This is a genomic window from Ochrobactrum sp. SFR4 (assembly GCF_019730395.1).
Classification (GTDB): Bacteria; Pseudomonadota; Alphaproteobacteria; order Rhizobiales; family Rhizobiaceae; genus Pseudochrobactrum.
Window position 1 is genome coordinate 235,343 of sequence record NZ_JAAPBB010000003.1, and the last position, 20,985, is coordinate 256,327.

The following is a 20,985-nucleotide window of genomic DNA, read 5'->3' on the forward strand; positions in this document are numbered from 1 at the left end:
GGGCACCATAATGGTGCCCTTTATTCTTAAAACTGATGGCCGGTTATTCCGCGGCATCTGCTTTCTTAGTCTTGGCCGTGGTTTTTTTCGCAGCCGGTTTTTTAGCTGCTGCCTTTTTCACCGGTTTGGCTTCATCATCCGCAGCCTTGGCTTTGGTTGTCTTCTTCGGAGCTGCCGCTTTTTTCGGTGCGGCTTTCTTCGTGGTCTTCTTGGCAGAGCCGGCTTTCGCTGTAATCAGCTCCAGCGCTTCTTCCATTGTCACCGTTGCCGGATCTTTGCCCTTTGGCAGCGTGGCATTGACCTTACCCCAATTAACATAAGGGCCGTAGCGACCGTCACGCACAGTAATGGAGCCGCCATCCGGATGATCGCCAAGCGTTGCCAAAGCAGCCGGTGTCGCGCGGGTGCGACCGCCTTTAGCGGCTTTTTCTGCCAGCACAGTCACAGCGCGGTTGATGCCGATCTCAAACACATCCTCAATACTGTCCACATTGGCGAAAGCGCCGTCATGGGCAATATAAGGGCCGTATCGACCGAGGCTTGCGGTGATCATCTTGCCGCTTTCCGGATGCGGACCCACATCGCGTGGCAGATTGATAAGCTGCAAGGCTTTTTCCAGATCAAGTTCGGCCAATGACCAGCCTTTCGGCAGGCTGGAACGCTTGGCTTCTTTGCCTTCACCGCGCTGAATATACGGGCCGAAACGGCCAGTACGCGCAGTGATATCTTCACCGGTTGCCGGATCCTGACCAAGTACTTTTGGCTCGTCCGATGCAGCTGCCGCATCACCTTCGCCTTCACCACCAAGCTGACGGGTGAATTTGCACTCCGGATAGTTGGAGCAGCCGACGAAAGCACCATATTTGCCGAGCTTCAGCGACAGGTTGCCGGTGCCGCAGGTCGGGCAGATGCGCGGGTCCATGCCATCACCGCGATCCGGAAAGGCAAGAGCGGAGAGCTGCTCATTAAGCGCATCCAGCACATTGGTGACACGCAGTTCCTTGGTGCTGTCGACATTGCCGGAGAAATCCTGCCAGAAGTCGCGCAGCACGTCTTTCCATGCCAGCTTGCCGTCGGAAATCAGATCGAGCTTTTCTTCCAGCGCAGCGGTGAAATCATATTCCACATAGCGCTCAAAGAAGCTTTCAAGGAAGGCGGTGACCAGACGGCCTTTGGCCTGCGGGATCAGCTTGCGCTTATCCATCGTGACGTAATCGCGGTCACCCAGAGTTTTCAGCGTTGCCGCATAAGTCGATGGTCGGCCGATGCCAAGCTCTTCCATGCGCTTGATGAGCGATGCTTCGGAATAGCGCGGCGGTGGTTCAGTTGAATGCTGGGTGGCGTCGATTTTCTCGCGCTTCAAAACCTCACCGGCATTGATCTGTGGTAGACGTGCGCTGTCCTCGTCTTCATCTTCTTCTTCACGGTGATCCGTATAGGCCGCGAGAAAACCGTTGAAGCGAACAACAGAACCATTGGCACGCAATACAGCCGAGCGGGCTCCGTTTTTGGCTTCAATATCAACGACTGTGCGCTCAATATCGGCAGGCTGCATCTGACTGGCAATGGCGCGTTTCCAGATCAGCTCATAGAGGCGGGCCTGATCCTCATCGAGATATTTGCGCACTTCTTTCGGATGACGGCTGAAATCGGTCGGACGCACTGCTTCGTGCGCTTCCTGGGCGTTTTTCGCTTTCGTCGAGTAGTAGCGCGGCTTTTCCGGTACGTAATTGTCACCGAATGTGTTGCCGATCGCTTTACGCGCAGCAGAAATTGCTTCCGGCGCCATCTGCACACCGTCAGTACGCATATAGGTGATCAGACCGGTGGTTTCACCGCCAAGCTCGATACCTTCATAAAGGCGCTGTGCAACCTGCATAGTGCGCGATGCGGAGAAGCCGAGCTGACCGCTGGCTGCCTGCTGCAAGGTGGAAGTGGTGAATGGCGGGCCCGGATTGCGCTTGGTCGGCTTAGCGTCAACGCTCATGACATTGAAGCTTGCGCCTTCCAGCATGGTGCGGATACCGGTTGCCTGCTCTTCATTTTTAATGTCGAGCTTACCGAGCTTTTTGCCGTCAATAACAGTCAGGCGGGCAGTGAAATTATGCTCACGCGGTGTCTGGAGCAGGGCGGCAATATTCCAGTATTCTTCACGGATGAAGCGTTCGATCTCGGTTTCGCGGTCGCAAACGAGGCGCAGTGCCACCGACTGCACGCGGCCAGCAGAACGCGAACCCGGCAATTTGCGCCACAGAACCGGCGACAGCGTAAAGCCCACCAGATAGTCGAGTGCACGGCGCGCCAGATAGGCGTCGACCAGCGGCACGTCGATTTCACGCGGATTGGCCATCGCTTCCAGAACCGCATTTTTGGTAATGGCGTTGAAGACCACACGTTTGACCGGCTTGGAGCCGAGCACTTTTTTCTGACGCAGCACGTCCAGAACATGCCATGAAATCGCTTCCCCTTCGCGATCAGGGTCAGTTGCCAGAATCAGTTCATCACTTTCCTTGACCGCTTTGGCGATCTCGGAAAGGCGCTTGGAAGAGGCCGCATCGACCTCCCAGCTCATGGCAAAATCTTCATCGGGACGAACAGATCCGTCTTTTGCAGGCAAATCGCGGACATGACCGAAAGAGGCCAGAACCTTATAGCCTGAGCCTAGATATTTATTGATTGTTTTGGCCTTGGCGGGCGATTCAACGACAACGACATTCATATTACGGGTCCAGATTAACGTACACAGCCGGATATGCCCGGATTGCGCCAGTGTTGAAAATCAAGCGTTGAAAATCATCAGGCTGGCAGGATATTTGTCATTCAAATGAACAGCGAAATCGGATTGGTCAAGAGCAAGCCACTGTTTTTTACGCAAAACAACGACAGGTTGACATTGTTTGTTTTGTAATCATAGGTTGATTTCAGGCATTGTACATATGAAATTTGTCAGTTCCGGTTTCAATAGAATGACATTTTATTTGGTTTATTAATTTATATATTCGCGCTGAAGGCGGGCTCATGAAGGAAGATAAAGAGAAGTCCTATCATGAAATCATTTATGTTCATGATAAATTACTGGAATTGCGCCACATTGCTCAGTCAAATCACTATCCTATGCTGGCTTATTTCATTGAAATGGCATGGGTTGAGGCATCAGATGTTTTGCGGACCCAGTCAGGCCGGATGACGAAAAACTGATTACTGTGAGGGCAGCAGGGCAACCAGACCATTGTCACTGCGTTGCAACTGCCCCGCGAGATCAAGCTCCAATAATGCCAGATGCACGGCGGAAGCACTCAGCCCTGTGTGGCGGATAATCACATCCGCCGAGACAGGAGTATTGCTGAGAGCGTTGCGGATACGCTCATAATCATTTTGCGCAGAAACCGGACTTTGACCGGCATCAAAACCGGTGCTTGCCGGTTGTTTCATCAAAATCTGTGCTGTGTTTTGATTGAACAATGTTCCGGCCTGCATTGGTGCCGCATCACTTGTGCGCAGCATCGGCTCCAGCGCATCAAGTATATCCTGCGCTTCGGTGAGCATGATGGCGCCGTTTTTAAGCAGGGAATTGGCACCATTCGCCCGCGGATCAAGTGGTGAGCCGGGGACAGCAAAAACCAATCTGCCCATTTCTCCGGCCAGTCGCGCACTGATGAGCGAGCCGGATCGCTGTGCCGCTTCAATCACTGCAAGCCCGAGTGACAGGCCGGCGATAATGCGGTTGCGGCGCGGAAAATCCTGTGCGCGTGGCACCCAGCCCATCGGCATTTCAGTAATAATGACCCCGCCATTATCAATGATCCGGTCGAGCAACGGAATATTTTCCGGCGGATAGGGGCGGTCAAGCCCGCCTGCCAGAACGGCAATCGTACCTGTCTCGAGGCTGGCTTTGTGTGCTGCCGTATCAATGCCACGGGCAAAGCCGGAAACGATGGCGCAACCGGATTGCCCGAGATTGCGAACCAGCTGGCTTGTGAAAGCGCAGGCTGTGGCGGAAGCATTGCGCGCGCCGACAATGGCGACCGGAGGCTTGCTAAAGAGTTCAGTATCTCCAAGCACAGTCACAAGCGGCGGCGGAGTGGGCATCTGTCTGAGATAGGGTGGATAATCCGGTTCACCCATTCCGATAAGTTTGGCACCGGCGCGTTCTATCGCTTCCAGTTCCTGTTCTGCCTCATCAATTGTATGAATACGCAGCGGACGTTTGGCTGTGGAGCGCACCAGCTGGGGCAGGCGCTCAAGTGCGGCAGCTGCACTGCCGCAATAGGCAATCAGATCGCGAAAACTGGCAGGCCCGACATTATCGCTGCGGATCAGCCGCAACCAGTTGAGTCTCTGCTGATTTGAGAGACGAATTCCTTTTGACTGCGAACCCGTCTCTGCGATCATTTATTTTGATCCTATTTTGGTTTCTGTACCGCTCAGTAACCGCTCAATATTCGCACGGTGCTTGATAAAAATTATCACTGTCAGAATTGCAAAGAGCAGAGCTGTTTTCGTCAGTCCGAGATAGAGAATAGAAAGCGGAACGATGATACAGGCGATCAGCGCAGAGAGCGAAGAATAGCGTGTGAGGAGAGCGATAACGATCCATACAGCTGCAAAAACCAGTGCACCCGGCCATGCCAGACCCAGCAGAATACCGAGATAAGTGGCAACACCTTTGCCGCCTTTAAATCCAAGCCAGACCGGAAAAATATGGCCGAGAAATGCGCCAAGCCCTGCGGCCAAGGCATAGTCGCGGCCGAAATAGGCCGCAACCAGCACGGCGATCGTGCCTTTAAGCATGTCGCAAAGCAGGGTTGCAGCAGCAATTTTCTTATTACCGGTGCGCAGCACATTGGTCGCGCCGATATTGCCGGAGCCGATGGAACGCACATCGCCCAGACCGGCCATGCGCGTGAGTAGCAAACCAAAGGGAATTGAACCGAGCAGATAGCCAAAGACCAGCGCTGCAAAAATGCCAGCCGCGCTGCCGGTGATAATCAGTGGTTCAAGCATGAAGTCCCCTCAGAGTGATTTGTCCGCGCAACCGGACAGCAGAAATTAGGCATAAAATCCGCACCAAAACAATATTGATCTGTGGTTAAACTGCAAAGACTGTTTTGCCGTTGACCACAGTACGGATTACGCGCCCCTGAAATTTAGCATCTTCAAAAGAGCTGTTTTTCGAGAGTGAGCGTAATTCTTCAGCCTTCACGACCCATGGTTCATAAAGATCAATCACGGCGAAGTCAGCCTTTGCACCGACCTTCAATGTACCGGCATCAAGACCATAGAGTTTGGCCGGAGCGGTGGAAAGCACTTCAATTAGACGCAGCAGGCTGAGACTGTCATTGTGATAGAGCCGCAGCGCCGCACCCATCAGGGTTTCCAGACCGATCGCACCGGCTTCCGCATCGGCAAATGGCAGACGTTTAGTATCAACATCCTGCGGATTATGTGCAGAAACGATCACATCAATCGTGCCGTTGCGCACAGCTTCAATCATCGCCTGACGGTCATCTTCATTCCGCAGCGGCGGTGAAAGACGGAAGAATGTGCGGTATTCGCCGATATCATTTTCGTTGAGAGACAAATGATTGATCGAGACGGCAGCACTGACTTTTGAATTCGTTTCTTTGGCGCGGCGCAGAACCTGAGCCGACATATCGCAGGAGATCTGTGCAGCATGATAGTTGCCGCCGGTCATGCTTGCCAGACGCAGATCACGTTCCAGCGGAATCACCTCTGCTTCGCGCGGGGCGCCGGAAAGTCCGAGCCAGCTGGCATAAAGCCCGCTATTCATCGCACCGCCGCCTAGATACGGGTCGATGGTTTCATGTGCGATAACGGCGCCGAAATCTTTTGCATAGGTCAGCGCACGGCGCAGCAGCAGCGTATTGGCCAGCGATTTGCGGCCTTCAGTAAAGGCAACCGCACCGGCTTCGCGCAGCAGGCCCATTTCGGTCATTTCCTCACCGAGCAAGCCGCGGGTAATGGCAGCAGCAGGATGCACATTGACGATCGCGGTATCGCGCGCGGTACGCTTGATGAATTCCACAAGCGCCACATTATCAATCACCGGATCGGTATCCGGCATCATGATCATGGATGTTACACCACCGGCGGCAGCCGCCTGACTGGCCGAGGCGATGGTTTCGCGGTGTTCTGTGCCTGGTTCACCAATAAACACGCGGCTGTCGACCAGACCCGGGATCAGTACATTGCCGTTAAGGTCGATAATCTCCGCACCTTCCGGCGTGCCTTGGTTATTGGTATCGGCACCGCTGGCAATAATAATGCCGCCCTGAACAATCAGCGTGCCGTTTTCATCGAGGTTGCGTGAAGGGTCAATGATGCGGGCATTGGTGTAAACTGTAGTGCTCATCATCAGGCTCCAACACCGTTAAAATTTTCAGGATTTCGTCGCGGATCAAGCAAAGCTTCCATCACGGCCATGCGCACGGCAACACCCATTTCCACCTGTTGCTGGATCACGCTTTGCGGGCCGTCAGCAATGTCCGAGGCAATCTCTACGCCGCGGTTCATCGGGCCCGGATGCATTACCAAAGCGTCCGGCTTGGCATATTTGAGCTTTTCTTTATCCAGCCCGTAGAAGTGGAAATATTCACGCACCGACGGCACAAAAGAGCCGCTCATACGCTCACGCTGCAGGCGCAGCATCATCACCACATCGGCGTCTTTCAGACCTTCTTTCATCGAGTTGAAAACTTCAACGCCCATGTTTTCAATGCCGGATGGCAGCAGGGTGGATGGTGCAATCACCCGTACCCGCGCACCCAGCGCATTGAGCAGCAGAATATTGGAGCGGGCCACACGCGAATGCAGGACATCACCGCAGATAGCCACAATCAACCGGCCGACTTTGCCTTTGGCACGGCGGATGGTCAGAGCATCGAGCAGGGCCTGAGTGGGGTGTTCATGGGCACCGTCGCCGGCATTGACCACCGAACAGCCGACTTTCTGCGCCAGAAGTGCTGCGGCACCTGCAGAAGCATGACGGATTACCAGAATATCCGGCTGCATCGCATTGAGCGTCATCGCCGTATCAATCAGCGTTTCACCCTTTTTCACCGACGAGCTGCCAACGGACATATTCATTACGTCGGCGCCGAGGCGCTTACCGGCAAGTTCAAAGGAAGATTGGGTTCGGGTGGAATTTTCAAAGAAAAGATTAATCTGCGTACGACCGCTTAGGATTGTTTTCTTTTTTTCCGGCTGGCGGGAGACGGCAACTTCACTGTCGGCCAGATCCAGCAATGTGGTAATATCGAGAGGAGAAAGGCCTTTAATCCCGAGCAAATGGCGATGGGGAAAAAGGGGCGCGGGAGATTGTTCTGTCATCACAGCTATTCCCATATTTTGTTTGCAGAGAAACTTGTTTGCGGCCTTATATATGCTTTTGCGGCTTTGTCGAATAAACAGTGTGGAGAAAAACGGATTATTGAGGGGATATTTATAATTTTGCCGCAAACAATGCCACAAGGCGGATATTAGAGATTCGCGTATAGATTTTAAATACAAAAACCGGCGGCTGAAATCTCCGGCTAAATGGATGGAATATGTCGGTTAACACTCCTTTAGACGTTTCTGAAGTGACCAATCAGGCGCCGCAGCGCACCAATTTTGCGCCGGATACGTCTCCATATTCCGTGACCAAAAATCTGAACGGGCAGGCTGCTCCGCAATATAACGCCTATCTGAGTGATCCGCTGCTGCTGCAATGCGCCGCGCGTTTTCCGGAAACCTTGCAAAAGGAGCTCGAACAGACCGGCCGTTTTGTCTTGTCTGCCGATGCGCAGGAAATGGCGCGTCTTGCCAATTCCGAAGTACCGCGCTTGCAAACCCATGACCGTCAGGGCAACCGCATTGATCAGGTGGAATATCATCCGGCCTATCATGCTTTGATGCGCCGCTCCGTTGCGCATGGCCTGCACTCATCCATCTGGGAAAACAGCCCGCAGCAATCTCCTGAAGCAGGCCGCCGCCATCAGGCGCGTGCAACACGTTTTTATCTGACTGCACAGCTTGAATGCGGCCATCTTTGCCCGCTGACTATGACAAGTGCATCACTTGCAGTGTTGATGACCTCTCCGGCGCTTTATGATGAATGGTCGCCGCGTATCCTCACCCGTAAATATGACTCGTCCAACAAGCCGCCTGTTAAAAAAGCCGGTCTGACGCTTGGAATGGGCATGACAGAAAAGCAGGGTGGCACTGATGTACGCGCCAATACCACCCGCGCCGATCATGCGGGTAATGGCGTCTACCGTCTCAACGGCCATAAATGGTTTATGTCCGCACCGATGTCTGATGCCTTTATGGTGCTGGCGCAGGCCAATGGACAGGCTGCCGGTGATAACAAGTCCGGCCTGTCCTGTTTCCTTGTGCCGCGTTTGTTGTCGGATGGCAGTGGCAATGGTTTCCGTTTCCAGCGCCTGAAAGACAAGCTCGGCAACCGCTCCAATGCCTCTTCCGAAGTACAGTTTGAAAATGCGCTCGGCCAGATGGTTGGAGAGCCGGGGCAGGGTGTGAAGACCATCATTGATATGGTGACACTGACCCGTCTGGATTGTGCTGTAGCCTCCGCCGGTCTGATGCGCGCCGGTCTGAGTGAAGCTGTTCATCATGCCCGCCACCGGCATGTCGGCGGTGTGCCGCTGATCAGTCAGCCGCTTATGCAGCGTGTTCTTGCTGATATGTCGCTGGATGTGGCGGCTGCTACTGCTCTGTCACTGCGTCTTGCCCGCGCTTTTGATATGGCGGCCAATGATCGTATGGAAGCTGCCTTTGCCCGTGTTATGACGCCAGTGGTCAAATATTGGGTGGCAAAAATCGCACCGGCGCTGCTTTATGAAGCAATGGAATGTCTCGGCGGCAATGGTTATGTCGAAGAAAATCCGCTGGCGCGGCTTTATCGCGAGGCTCCGGTCAATGCGATCTGGGAAGGTTCCGGCAATGTGATGGCGCTGGATATTGTGCGTGTTCTGCACCGTGCGCCGCGCCTGTTTGACGATGTGCTGGAGTGGATCGGCACACAGCTTGGCCGTCGCGGGCAGGGTACTGTTGCCGTGTTGCGGGCTGCGATGCAGGTGACTATGACCGATGAAGGCGCAGCACGTATGCTCACCGAGCAAATGGCGCTTGCGGCCAGTGCGGCCTGCCTGAAAGAGCTTGGTGCCGATGATATCGGCGATGCTTTCATTGAGACCCGCCTTGGCGGCCAATGGCGTACGACTTATGGTATGATCGATGCCCGCCATGATGCGCTGGGCATTATCAATGCGCTTTATCCGCAGGAATAAATCACAGTGTCGCGCTCGGAGCGTCTGCTGGAGCTTTTGCAAATTCTGCGCCGTCACAGGCATCCGGTCAGCGGGCAGGATTTGGCGGCAGAGTTAGGCATTAGTCTGCGAACGCTCTATCGTGATATTGCCAGTTTGCAGGCGCAAGGTGCTGTGATCGAAGGTGAGGCCGGTGTCGGCTATGTGTTGCGCGCCGGTTTTACTCAGCCGCCGTTGATGTTCTCGCAGGAGGAGATCGAAGCTCTGGTGCTGGGATCGCGTTGGGTGACAACGCGGCATGATACGCAACTGGCACAGGCAGCGCGTAATGCACTGGCCAAGATTGCAGCGGTTTTGCCATCAACCTTGCGCGATGACCTTGAGGCTTCCACGCTGCTCGTGGGGCCGTCTGCGAATAAAGAGCGACCGGTTCCGGTTGATCCCGATATTCTGGCGCAAATCCGGTTAGCAATCCGTCAGCAATCCAGGCTTGATCTGCATTATGCTGATGCAGACGGACAAGCATCGCAACGCATTATCTGGCCGTTCGGACTTGGTTTCTTTGATGAGGTACAGGTTGTGCTCGGCTGGTGCGAGTTGCGTCAGGATTTCCGGCATTTTCGCACCGATCGCATTCAGTCTTTGATAATTTTAGAGGAGCGCTATTCCCGCTCACGGCAAAGCCTGCTGAAAGACTGGCGTAAAGCACAGAATATTACGCGCGATTTTTAAACACTGCTGACAGAAACTGACACATGGGCGGTTCATATCCTTTGGTATCCAATGAAGGAGTTATATGATGAACCATCCCGATAATCTGATGCTCTATGTAGCAAAGCCAGAAGCAAGTGCCACATTCTATGCTGAGCTGCTTGGCATTCAGCCAACCGAACAATCTTCGACCTTCGTGCTTTTTATTCTGCAATCCGGTTTGAAACTGTCACTCTGGTCAAGGCACACCGTTCAACCGGCACCGGCGAATAGTGGTGGCGGCTGTGAATTCTCTATGCGGGTTGAAACGCGTGATGCGGTGAATGCGCTTTATGAGAAATGGCGTGATCTGAAGGCCGATATTCTGATGGCCCCTGTGCAGTTGGAGTTTGGCTGGTCTTTTGTGATTGCTGATCCGGACGGTCATCGTCTGCGTTTTTATGCATTGGATACGTAATGACAGAACACGGGCGAAAATACTGGCTTGCTATTGCCAGTGCTGATCATGTGCAACACGGGCGGGCAGAGGGTTTCATGCAGGTTTGTCATGGCAAATCTGCACCTCTGCGCAGATTAAAGAGCGGAGATGGCGTGATCTGTTATTCGCCCGCGACAACCATGGGCGGTAAAGACAGGCTACAGTCTTTTACAGCGCAAGGCTTGGTCAGCAATGATGCTGTTTATCAGGTTGATATGGGGCAGGGTTTCCTGCCCTTTCGGCGCGATGTGCAATGGAATGATACAAAGATCATTCCTATTCGCCCTTTATTAGACCGGTTAGAGCTGACTCAGGGTAAATCAAACTGGGCTTATCCGTTCCGCTTCGGTTTGCTGGATCTCAGTGAGCATGATTTTAAACTGATTGCGGAAGCTATGGCAGAGACCTAATGAGATTTTTGCGTATCAAGATGCACAGCTAATCAGATTAATGTGCACCAGGATACGCGAATGATTTAAGCTCACGCTACACATGAGATGATTATAAATTGCACTATATGATGTAGCGACAATTATTGCAGAAGCGTGCATCCGCATATTGAATATTCTTACAAGCGGGGCAGATTACATTTGCTCTGTTATCGTCATTCCGGCCTTTTGATGCATAATTGCGCTGGAATATCTGGCATACATAATTAATCATAATAATCTCCTGTGGTTGAGGAGGCTTATATAAACAAGCTCTGGTCGCTATAGGAGCAATAGCTAATTTTTATTGTTATGATTTTTTTATAAATAACTGATTTTATAGTATTATTTTGACATTGTAAAACAGTCAGGATTTTGAAAATTCTGACTGTTTCGGGTGTGGTTAAATTGTCCGAGAATGTTTTAAGTCGCGGCTTGCTGACCGCAATTGCCGCAAAATTTTGCACCTGCCATCATCGATTGATTGCAAGAGCTGCATTGAGCCGGAACGAGAGACAAACCGCAATTATTACAAAACCGTGCATCTATGGCCTGAGGTCTGCGGCAGTCAGGACAGTTCTGAGTTTTTGCAGGCGGGAGTTCCATTTGTTGAGGCATTCCATAATAGGAAGTTTCATTGCGGCCATGCTTTGAGCTGTGGCCATGACCACCATAACCGCCGTGGGAATTATAGCCCCCGCGTAAAAAGGATTTGATAAAGCTCATAACAGTCTCCTTAAAAGAAACATCAGGAGATATTTTTGTAAAAGCTCTAACCGCTATAGGAGCAAGACCTAATATTCTTAAATTTATTTAATCTTGCTCGCTGTCACGACGCAGCATATGCAGGCGGTCAAGAGCGCCTTGCAGAATGAATGAAGCGGCCGCGGAATCAATTCGCTCTGCACGTTTGGCGCGGGAAACATCCATGCCGATCAAAGCGCGCTCTGCCGCAACGGTTGAAAGACGCTCATCCCAGTAGATGAACGGAATATCGGTGAGCTTTTCCATATTACGAACAAAGGCTTTCGTGGCCTGAACGCGCGGGCCTTCTGTGCCGTCCATATTGACCGGCAGGCCGATGACGGCAGCAGCAACCTTTTCTTTCTGCAGCAGTTCCAGCAGTTCCTGTGCATCCAGTGTGAATTTACGCCGTTTCAAAACAGGACGCGGATGCGCAAAAGACATACCGAGATCCGAGACCGCAATGCCGATGGTTTTGGTACCCAGATCAAGACCGGCAACCAGCTGTCCGTAGCTCAAGCTTGTTGCAAGCTCTTCAATTGTTGATACAGCCATATCTCGTTTCCTGATCCGGTAATGTCATACTATATTGCAAAGACAGCGCAGTGCATTCTAACTGTGCCTATAACAATATGCATCGGCAAAGGGAATATCATGAAAATCACCTGGCTCGGCCATTCTGCTTTCCGCGTTGAAACTTCGCAGGCGGTAATTCTGATCGACCCTTTTATTAGTCAAAGCCCGACCGGCTCAGGCTTGGATTTTGCTGAAGTGACTAAAGGTGTAACGCATATTGCTCTGACACACGGCCATGGCGATCATGTCGGCGATACAATTCGCATCGCCAAAGAAACTGGCGCAATAGTTATCGCCAATGCTGATCTTTGTGACTGGCTGGCGTATCGCGGCGTGGCAAAGGTCGATCCGGCCAACACCGGTGGCACAGTCTTTCACTCCGGATTTTCTGTGACTTTCGTCAATGCGCTGCATTCTTCCGCGAGTCTGACGGAAGACGGTGTTTCCCATTCGCTTGGCAATGCCAACGGGCTGGTGTTCCATTTTGAGGGCGAAGATGCGCCGGTACTTTATCATATGGGCGATACGGATATTTTCTCCGATATGGCGCTGATTAATGAACTGCATCAGCCGGAGATTGCCCTGGTGCCTGTCGGTGACCGTTTTACTATGGGTGGTGCAGTGGCGGCACTGGCCTGTCAGCGTTATTTCCCTGCGCTTAAAACAGCCATTCCGTGCCACTTCGGTACATTCGGCCTGCTGGAGGCAACCGCTGATGACTTCGTGCACGGTATGGAGAAGGCAAACACTGAGGTGAAAGTGCTGAAAGTTGGTGGCAATTTGGTTGTTTGATAATGGTTTCTCCCTGCTTGTGATCGAGCGGGGAGAATTTCCTGACTAAACTGTTTTTGCTTTATTGGGTTATATACAGGAGCCAATTCTGTCTTATTTCATTTGAATCAGGGTCGATTTGAGCAAGGAAGAGCCTGTCCGTTGCGTGATCATAGAGAAGGTTACGTTTTGTGCTTCCTGAGTTGATATATAGTTCAACAGTGGTTAGTCCGCCGCCTTCTGTAATAAGTTGCATAAAGAATTTGCTGGCAGAATTGGCAGATATGTCGGTGGACAGGAAAACATCGCTTTCACCGGCCGTATTTGTTGAATTTGCAACCTGCATGAATCCCGTTGCACCAGGACAATAAATTGCGGATGCCAGACTTGGCTGAGCGAAATCATTTACAAACTGATGTGAATGCACAAATACAGTTGTGTTGTAGTCAATCGTTGTATTGCCGGTGAATTTATAGGAATTATTTACTGGATTATTTATGTTTACAGATAAATACGGTGTTTGTGTAACTAATGGCTTTAATTGAAATGAAAACATTATTTTACCTTTTGATTTTAAATATTTATTTTTAAAAGTATATTTAATGTTGTGTTTTTTTATTAGCTGTTAAAATTACCAGCCGTAATCCGTGTGAAATAACATCTTACGCAATTTCTGTTTCAAAGTGGTGTGACATGGTCGCGTTATAGAGAATTTATCCGGTTGTATCTGCTTTAATTGAACACAAATATTGCACTTGAGCGGGTGCAGGGTTATAGCCGGAATAAGAGAAATTTCTTGCGGGCTGCATTCATGCCAGGTGACTGGCAGCGATCACCGCATTTCGCATTTATCGGAGAGCGACATGTCCGTCGATTTAACTACAGTCAAGCGCGTTGCGCATCTTGCCCGTATTGCGGTCAGTGAAGAACAGGCCGAAAAAATGACAGGCGAACTCAATGTCATTCTGGGATTTGTGCAATCTCTCGACAGTGTGAATGTCGATGGTGTGGAGCCGATGACCTCAGTTATTCCGACCGCGATGCGTCTGCGTGAAGACAAAGTCTCTGACGGTAATATTGCTTCGGAAATCGTATCCAATGCACCGATCACTGAAGAAAATTTCTTCATGGTACCAAAGGTTATTGAATAATTTCCGCCTTGATCCATCCGACTGCTGTTTCCGTTTTAATACGAGCTGTCACTGCTCCCGACGCGAAGTCCGGTTTTTAAAACGGTGCGGACAGCACATGAAAAGCCCTGAACAGGATTGATAGAATGACTGATTTAACCGCACTCACCATTGCCGAGGCGCGCGACAAGCTGAAGGCAAAAGCCTTTACCGCAACCGAACTGGCTGATGCCTATCTCAAAGCAATTGATGAAGCGAATGGTGCGATCAACGCTTATGTCAGCGTCACCCATGATAAGGCCCGTTCGATGGCTAAGGCTTCGGATGAACGTCTGGCAAAGGGCGAGGCCGGTGCACTGGAAGGTATTCCGCTCGGCGTAAAAGATCTGTTCGCCACTAAAGGCGATCATACGCAGGCCTGTTCGCATATTCTCGATGGCTTCAAGCCGGATTATGAATCGACTGTTACTGCCAATCTCTGGGCAGACGGTGCGGTTATGCTCGGCAAGCTGAATATGGACGAGTTCGCAATGGGCTCCTCCAATGAAACATCTTATTACGGCCCTGTTGTCAGCCCTTGGCGCGCAGAAGGTTCGGAAGAGAAGCTGGTTCCGGGTGGCTCCTCCGGTGGTTCAGCTGCGGCTGTGGCTGCACGCCTGTGCGCCGGTGCAACAGCAACCGATACCGGTGGTTCGATCCGCCAGCCTGCGGCTTTCACCGGTACAGTTGGTATCAAGCCGACTTATGGCCGTGTTTCCCGCTGGGGTACAATTGCTTTCGCATCTTCGCTCGATCAGGCAGGCCCGATTGCCCGTGATGTGCGCGATAGCGCAATTCTGCTGAAATCCATGGCATCTGTTGATCTGAAAGATACAACTTCTGTTGATCTGCCGGTTCCTGATTATGAAGCAGCGCTTGGCAAATCCGTAAAAGGCATGAAAATCGGTATTCCGCGTGAGTATCGCATTGACGGCATGCCGGCTGAAATCGAAAAACTCTGGGCGCAGGGCGTTCAGTGGCTGAAAGATGCCGGTGCGGAAGTTGTTGATATTTCGCTGCCGCATACCGAACAGGCGCTGGCTGTTTACTACATCGTGGCACCGGCGGAAGCTTCGTCGAACCTCGCGCGTTATGACGGTGTTCGCTACGGTCTGCGCGTTCCGGGTAAAGACATTGTTGAAATGTACGAAAACACCCGCGCGGAAGGTTTCGGCAAGGAAGTCAAACGCCGCATCATGATCGGCACTTATGTGCTGTCAGCCGGTTATTATGACGCTTATTACGTTAAGGCGCAGAAAATCCGCACACTGATCAAGAAAGACTTTGAAGATGTGTTTGCTGCCGGTGTGGATGCAATCCTGACTCCGGCAACGCCGTCGGCTGCCTTCAAGCTGGGCGACAAGGAACTGGCCGCTGATCCGGTGAAAATGTATCTCAATGATATCTTCACTGTGACAGTAAACATGGCTGGTCTGCCGGGTATATCTGTACCTGCCGGTCTGTCAGAAAATGGTCTGCCGCTTGGCCTGCAGCTGATTGGCCGTCCGTTTGAAGAAGAAGCACTGTTTCAGGCTGCCCATGTGATCGAACAGGCTGCTGGTCAGTTTGCGCCTAAACGCTGGTGGTAACACCGCATGCAGCTCCGGCAGGCAACAACCGCTGATCTGGCGATGATTGCCCGCATCGGAGCTGATGCATGGGCTTCCCATATATTCAGTCATGAAACAGAAGAGCCGGATCAGCGCAGACGCGCTGAACTGGCTTTTTTGCATTCAGCGCAGGATTATCTGGATTATGTTCTCGTTGCTGAACAGGATGGCGTGATTTGTGGGTGGGGCGCACGCGATACTAACCAGAACTATATATCTGATATCTGGGTTGATCCTGCACATCACGGGCAGGGCATCGGCACTTTATTGGTTGATGCACTGCTGGCGCAGATTGTATTGCTTGGATTTCAAACCGCAGAAATCGGTACCCATGCGCGCAATGTACCTGCAATAAAGCTTTATGAGAAATGCGGTTTCCGGATTATCCGTTACTATGAAGAATGGTCTGCCAGTTTGGCGCGGGTTGTGGAAAAGGTAAAAATGCAGGCAGATTTGTAATTCAGGCTTGCCAAAATCACTTAATGTTCCTATTTTGTTCTGCAATAGTTGCGGAACAAATACCATGCGTAAACCTGATTTGCCGGAGCGGCTTTATCTCGATTTTGACAGTTTTTTTGCCAGTGCCGAGCAGCAGCTGAATCCTGCCTTACAGGGCAGGCCGGTTGGTGTTGTGCCTCACGCCAGTGAATTTACGGGCCTGATTGCGGCCAGTAAAGAGGCCAAAAAGCTTGGTATGAAAACCGGTACATCCGTACGTGAAGCGCGCGCAATCTGCCCTGAAATTGCTATTGTGGAAGCGCGGCCGGATGAATATGTCAAACTTCATCACAAAATACTGGATATTATTGATACGGTGCTGCCAATAGGCAATGTGCGCTCTATTGACGAGCTGGTTTGTCGTTTGTTGCCGTCGGAGTCCCGACAGGCAGAGGCTTTAGGGCTGGCAATTAAAGCGGCGCTGCGTGAGAAATTCGGTTCGGCACTGACCTGTTCTATCGGTATTGCACCCAATGAATTACTGGCCAAAATCGCGGCGGAAATTGACAAGCCGGACGGCTTGGTAATTGTGCAGCCGGAAGATATTCCGCATCGTTTTTTGAAACTACAATTGCGTGACTTGCCCGGCATTGCCGCAGGCGTGGAGGCACGTTTACTCCGCTCCGGTATTGCGACGGTTGAAGAGCTTTGGAAGATCAGTCCGAAACAAGGGCGCGCGATCTGGAATAGTGTTGAAGGCGAGCGCTTCATCGCCGGATTGCACGGCTATGCGGTGGAGAAACAGGAAACGCATCGCCGTATGTTCGGCCATGGCCGTGTGCTGCCGCAGGACTGGCGTCAGCCGGATAGAATTCTGCAATGCGCGCGGCTGCTCTGTATGAGTGCTTCGCGCCGTTTGCGTAAGGAGCATTATCGTGCCGGTGCTCTGGTTTATGGCTGGCGGATCAAGGGGCAGGAATCCGTATCGGTTGAAGGTGTGTTCCCGCCGTCACGGGACGATCATTGTTTTCTCACCTGTCTCTCGCAGTTGCACCGGCGACTGCTCATGCATCCGTCGTTTCGCAAGGCTGATTTCCGGCAGGTCAAGAATGTGCATATTTATCTGCATCATCTGTCCGGTGAGGTGGTCGACAGTCATGATCTGTTTGATGAACCGCAAGACAAACAGCGTCAGCAGCGCTGGGAACAGGTTTCAGATACGCTTGACCGCGTGCGCAAGCAATTCGGCTCGGATGTACTGAGTCTCGGGCCATCCATTGCTCCCGGCTCTTATATTGGCGGAAAAATCGCTTTTGGCCGCATTCCTGATCTGGATGATTATTGATCCGCTTTCACGCAGGGCGCTTAAACGCAGCCAGATGGAGCAGATTCCGGTTGAAACAGAATATCGGCATGACCTGAGAGTGCCTCAAAATACGGCATAGTATATGTCTGCCGGAGGCGTTCCATAGACATAAAGTGATCCGTATTGCCGTTGGATCGCTTGTGTCCGCGCTGCACGGTAACTTCAACCGGAGCATCAACCAGAATGGTGAGGTCTAAAGCAGTTCTGACCGGCTCATGAAGAAGATAAATACCATCACATAACACAATGGACGGAGTATTTTCAGACAAAGCAATATTGTAATGCCCGTCCAGATCGCCAGTTTTCCCGTTCCATGCGCGATTATAACTATAGTGCCCGTTCGCTCTTAAGCCATGGATGGCAGTGACAATATCGTCATAGGCATACCAGTTCTGCGGATTTTCAGCAAAGGCGATATGCTCTGTTATGCCGGAGGCATAGGCACTCTCAATGCTTGCCTGACGGTCAGCATAGCTGTGTGAAGAGAAGCGGTCACAGCTCAGATGTACAATATTGAAACCTGATATTGCTGTGAGCTGCCGACATAAAGTAGTTTTTCCGGCTCCTGCTAATCCGCATATTCCGGCGATTATAACACTTTTATTGGCCGCTTCAGACTCAAGTCGTTGCCGGAGTTCATCAATTGTCCGGATTGTAGTTTTTGCGGCACACATCGGCAGCTCCGGTTGAACGGTCTTGGCAATTCTGATCAGGATATAATGCCAGAGTTGGAGCGCACCTCCAAAAATGTGAAGCGCCTATGCAGGGAAATCAGTTCGCCGGACTGACTTCTTGTCCTGTTTCGGCCGGAACAAAATGCGTGTGAAATCAAAAGAGCGGTTCTGACGTTTCCGTATTCACCGAAACCGCCCCGGATGTCTGATATCATCGCTAATGTACAAGGCGAAGCCTTGAGGCAAAGCCTTAAATATCCAGCTCCTGAACGAATTCAGCATTTTCCTGAATAAACCGGAAGCGGGCTTCCGGCTTGGTGCCCATCAGGTCATCCACCGTAGATTTGGTCGAGCCGTTTTCATCTTCCATCAGATCTACGCGCAGCAAAGTACGTTTCTTCGGATCCATGGTCGTTTCTTTAAGCTGGTCAGCACGCATTTCGCCAAGACCCTTAAAGCGGCCGATTTCGATCTTGCCTTTGCCTGTAAACATAGTGCGAATCAGCTCATCTTTATGCGCATCATCGCGGGCATAGGCAACTTTACCACCCTGACTGAGGCGGTAAAGCGGAGGTACTGCAAGATAGAGATGGCCGCCGGTAATCAGATGCGGCATTTCCTGATAGAAGAAAGTGATGAGCAACGAAGCAATATGCGCACCATCGACGTCAGCATCGGTCATGATGATGATGCGGTCATAACGCAGATCATCTTCACGATAATTCTTGCGCGTGCCGCAACCGAGTGCCTGCACCAGATCACCGATCTGCTGGTTGGCTGTCAGCTTGTCGCGTCCGGCACTGGCTACGTTGAGAATTTTACCACGCAACGGCAAAATTGCCTGATTGGTACGGTTACGCGCCTGTTTGGCAGAGCCGCCCGCCGAGTCACCCTCAACGATGAACAATTCCGCACCGGCAGCCGAATTCTGCGAGCAGTCAGCCAGCTTGCCCGGCAGACGCAATTTTCGTGTTGCAGTCTTGCGGGTGGTTTCTTTTTCCTGACGGCGACGCAGGCGCTCTTCCGCACGCTCAACCACCCAGTCGAGCAGTTTGGAAGCTTCCTGCGGGGAGGCTGCCAGCCAATGGTCAAACGGATCGCGGATCGCATTTTCCACGATGCGCTGCGCTTCAACCGTTGCCAGCTTATCCTTGGTCTGGCCGACAAATTCCGGTTCGCGAATGAAAACCGACATCATACCGGCGGCAGAGATCATCACGTCATCAGTGGTGATCACTGAGGCGCGTTTATTATTGGTCAGTTCCGCATAGGCTTTCAGGCCGCGTGTCAGCGCCAGACGCAGACCCGCCTCATGCGTACCGCCTTCGCCGGTCGGAATAGTGTTACAATAGGAATGAACGAAGCTGTCTCCGCCATACCATGCAATCGCCCATTCAACGGCACCGTGACCACCTTGTTTTTCAGTCTTACCGGAGAAAATCTCTCTGGTGACCATAAATTCTTTACCAAGCGAGGCAGCGAGGAAGTCTTTCAGACCACCCGGAAAATGGAAAACGGCTTTTTCCGGAATGCCTTTTTTCGGATCGAGCAAAGACGGGTCGCAGGACCAGCGAATTTCAACACCACCAAACAGATAGGCTTTTGAGCGCGCCATACGATAAAGGCGCTCAGGATCAAATTTCGCGTTTTTACCGAAAATATCCGGATCGGGGTGGAAACGCACACGCGTACCGCGGCGGTTATGCACTTCTCCCAGTTCTTCCAGATCGCCCAGCGGCAAGCCACGCGAAAAACGCAAACGATAGAGACGGCGGGCACGCGCCACTTCCACTTCCAGCAGGTCGGACAGTGCATTAACCACGGAAACACCAACGCCGTGCAGACCACCGGAGGTTTCATAGGCCTTGCCGTCAAATTTACCGCCCGCATGAAGCTTGGTCATAATCACTTCAAGTGTGGATTTGCCCGGCACCTGCGGGTGAATCTCAACCGGAATACCGCGGCCATTATCACTGACGGTCAGGAAGCCTTCTGCATCGAGATTAACATCAATGAAATTGGCATGACCGGCAACAGCTTCGTCCATCGCATTGTCGATGACTTCAGCAAACAAGTGGTGCAGTGCTTTTTCATCGGTACCGCCGATATACATGCCTGGACGCAAACGTACCGGCTCCAGCCCTTCAAGAACACGAATGGCGGAAGCATTATAATCGCTGCCATCGGAACTTGCCGGAGCTGAACGGAGTTCCGCGACAGGTGCAGAAGTCGGAGCAGGGCGAAGCTCTGCTGCAGGCTTTGAAACAGGCTCAACGACAGCAGGTTTCGCGACAGACGCAGGGCGTAACTCTGTTGCTGGTTCTGCAGCGGGTGCAGGCTCAAGAGGAGACGAAACAGTTTCGGCAACACTGACCGGAGATTCAGACTGTATCGCCTGACGTCCGCGTGCATTGCTGAGAATATTCGAAAAAAGATCGTCGCTATTATCCATGTGAAATGGCTGGCCTGTTCGTTCAAATAGATACGGAGCATTTTGCGGCTGAAAGAATACTCCAGCTTCGCATAAATGCGGGAAAACAAAGTTACGAAACGGATTTTCTGTTTCAGGAAAACCAGAACCGCCTCGGAATTACGGAAAATCGAATCACAGATAGTTTGGCATGTTTATATCGCTAAAGCGATAAAGGTTCTCTTTACGTTCCTGTTTAAATGCCGGTAATCCTGACTTTTCCGCAGATTTATTTTGTTTGAACAATTATGACGGAATTG

20 protein-coding genes are annotated in these 20,985 nt (G+C 51.7%); 10 read left to right on the forward strand and 10 right to left on the reverse strand.

The annotated features are described in order from the left end of the window. Positions 1-43 precede the first annotated feature (43 nt). The gene (topA, locus tag HBA93_RS05180) at positions 44-2,719 is read right to left on the reverse strand and encodes a type I DNA topoisomerase (RefSeq protein WP_221722551.1); all 2,676 of its coding nucleotides are present in this window, start codon (positions 2,717-2,719) and stop codon (positions 44-46) included. Positions 2,720-3,018: 299 nt separating this feature from the next. Here topA and HBA93_RS05185 point away from each other — a divergent pair, with 299 nt between their 5' ends. Next, positions 3,019-3,198: a hypothetical protein gene (locus HBA93_RS05185; protein WP_121992597.1), complete on the forward strand. Its 180-nt coding sequence runs from the start codon at positions 3,019-3,021 to the stop codon at positions 3,196-3,198. On the opposite strand, the gene dprA is transcribed toward HBA93_RS05185, so the two are convergent. The 4 genes from dprA to HBA93_RS05205 form a co-directional block, all read right to left on the reverse strand. Further along, positions 3,199-4,389: a DNA-processing protein DprA gene (gene dprA / locus HBA93_RS05190; protein ID WP_502910048.1), complete on the reverse strand. Its 1,191-nt coding sequence runs from the start codon at positions 4,387-4,389 to the stop codon at positions 3,199-3,201. A gap of 3 nt (positions 4,390-4,392) precedes the next feature. Further along, entirely contained in the window at positions 4,393-5,004 is a 612-nt protein-coding gene (plsY, locus tag HBA93_RS05195) for a glycerol-3-phosphate 1-O-acyltransferase PlsY (RefSeq protein WP_121992595.1), read from the reverse strand. An 85-nt stretch (positions 5,005-5,089) separates the two neighbouring features. Continuing rightward, on the reverse strand, positions 5,090-6,376 hold the full coding sequence (locus tag HBA93_RS05200; protein ID WP_502910040.1) for a dihydroorotase: 1,287 nt from the start codon (positions 6,374-6,376) through the stop codon (positions 5,090-5,092). Next, the gene (locus HBA93_RS05205; RefSeq protein ID WP_121992909.1) at positions 6,376-7,350 is read right to left on the reverse strand and encodes an aspartate carbamoyltransferase catalytic subunit; all 975 of its coding nucleotides are present in this window, start codon (positions 7,348-7,350) and stop codon (positions 6,376-6,378) included. The genes HBA93_RS05200 and HBA93_RS05205 overlap by 1 nt, the downstream gene beginning before the upstream one ends. Positions 7,351-7,568: 218 nt before the next feature. On the opposite strand from HBA93_RS05205, the gene HBA93_RS05210 reads away from it, so the two are divergent. The 4 genes from HBA93_RS05210 (at position 7,569) to HBA93_RS05225 (ending at position 10,889) form a co-directional block, all read left to right on the forward strand. Beyond that, positions 7,569-9,311, forward strand: coding sequence for an acyl-CoA dehydrogenase family protein (locus HBA93_RS05210; protein ID WP_221722553.1), 1,743 nt, complete (start codon positions 7,569-7,571; stop codon positions 9,309-9,311). 6 nt (positions 9,312-9,317) lie between these two features. Beyond that, positions 9,318-10,022 (forward strand): helix-turn-helix transcriptional regulator, encoded by a 705-nt coding sequence (locus tag HBA93_RS05215; protein ID WP_221722554.1) that lies wholly within the window; start codon positions 9,318-9,320, stop codon positions 10,020-10,022. Positions 10,023-10,086: 64 nt separating this feature from the next. Beyond that, entirely contained in the window at positions 10,087-10,458 is a 372-nt protein-coding gene (locus HBA93_RS05220; protein ID WP_353619320.1) for a VOC family protein, read from the forward strand. Continuing rightward, entirely contained in the window at positions 10,458-10,889 is a 432-nt protein-coding gene (locus HBA93_RS05225; protein WP_221722555.1) for an EVE domain-containing protein, read from the forward strand. Before HBA93_RS05220 ends, HBA93_RS05225 begins: the two co-directional genes overlap by 1 nt. 441 nt (positions 10,890-11,330) lie before the next feature. On the opposite strand, the gene HBA93_RS05230 is transcribed toward HBA93_RS05225, so the two are convergent. After that, entirely contained in the window at positions 11,331-11,633 is a 303-nt protein-coding gene (locus HBA93_RS05230) for a zinc ribbon domain-containing protein (protein WP_121992590.1), read from the reverse strand. Positions 11,634-11,720: 87 nt separating this feature from the next. Then, entirely contained in the window at positions 11,721-12,206 is a 486-nt protein-coding gene (ruvX, locus tag HBA93_RS05235) for a Holliday junction resolvase RuvX (RefSeq protein WP_221722556.1), read from the reverse strand. A 99-nt stretch (positions 12,207-12,305) separates the two neighbouring features. On the opposite strand from ruvX, the gene HBA93_RS05240 reads away from it, so the two are divergent. Beyond that, the gene (locus tag HBA93_RS05240; protein ID WP_221722557.1) at positions 12,306-13,019 is read left to right on the forward strand and encodes a metal-dependent hydrolase; all 714 of its coding nucleotides are present in this window, start codon (positions 12,306-12,308) and stop codon (positions 13,017-13,019) included. A gap of 61 nt (positions 13,020-13,080) precedes the next feature. On the opposite strand, the gene HBA93_RS05245 is transcribed toward HBA93_RS05240, so the two are convergent. Next, positions 13,081-13,554 (reverse strand): hypothetical protein, encoded by a 474-nt coding sequence (locus tag HBA93_RS05245; protein WP_221722558.1) that lies wholly within the window; start codon positions 13,552-13,554, stop codon positions 13,081-13,083. Between the two features lie 307 nt (positions 13,555-13,861). Here HBA93_RS05245 and gatC point away from each other — a divergent pair, with 307 nt between their 5' ends. The 4 genes from gatC to HBA93_RS05265 all read left to right on the forward strand — a co-directional run bounded on the left by gatC (position 13,862) and on the right by HBA93_RS05265 (position 17,560). Beyond that, positions 13,862-14,149 carry an Asp-tRNA(Asn)/Glu-tRNA(Gln) amidotransferase subunit GatC gene (gene gatC / locus HBA93_RS05250; RefSeq protein ID WP_122091952.1) on the forward strand — a complete coding sequence of 96 codons (288 nt, stop codon included), beginning with the start codon at positions 13,862-13,864 and terminating at the stop codon, positions 14,147-14,149. Between the two features lie 125 nt (positions 14,150-14,274). After that, positions 14,275-15,756: an Asp-tRNA(Asn)/Glu-tRNA(Gln) amidotransferase subunit GatA gene (gatA, locus tag HBA93_RS05255; protein ID WP_022712300.1), complete on the forward strand. Its 1,482-nt coding sequence runs from the start codon at positions 14,275-14,277 to the stop codon at positions 15,754-15,756. 6 nt (positions 15,757-15,762) lie between these two features. After that, the gene (locus tag HBA93_RS05260; protein ID WP_122091954.1) at positions 15,763-16,236 is read left to right on the forward strand and encodes a GNAT family N-acetyltransferase; all 474 of its coding nucleotides are present in this window, start codon (positions 15,763-15,765) and stop codon (positions 16,234-16,236) included. 64 nt (positions 16,237-16,300) lie between these two features. After that, complete coding sequence (locus HBA93_RS05265) at positions 16,301-17,560, forward strand: Y-family DNA polymerase (RefSeq protein ID WP_221722559.1); 1,260 nt, start codon at positions 16,301-16,303, stop codon at positions 17,558-17,560. A gap of 20 nt (positions 17,561-17,580) precedes the next feature. On the opposite strand, the gene HBA93_RS05270 is transcribed toward HBA93_RS05265, so the two are convergent. Next, on the reverse strand, positions 17,581-18,255 hold the full coding sequence (locus HBA93_RS05270; protein ID WP_221722560.1) for a nucleoside/nucleotide kinase family protein: 675 nt from the start codon (positions 18,253-18,255) through the stop codon (positions 17,581-17,583). Positions 18,256-18,505: 250 nt separating this feature from the next. Continuing rightward, positions 18,506-20,707, reverse strand: coding sequence for a DNA topoisomerase IV subunit B (parE, locus tag HBA93_RS05275; RefSeq protein WP_221722561.1), 2,202 nt, complete (start codon positions 20,705-20,707; stop codon positions 18,506-18,508). Positions 20,708-20,985 lie beyond the last annotated feature (278 nt).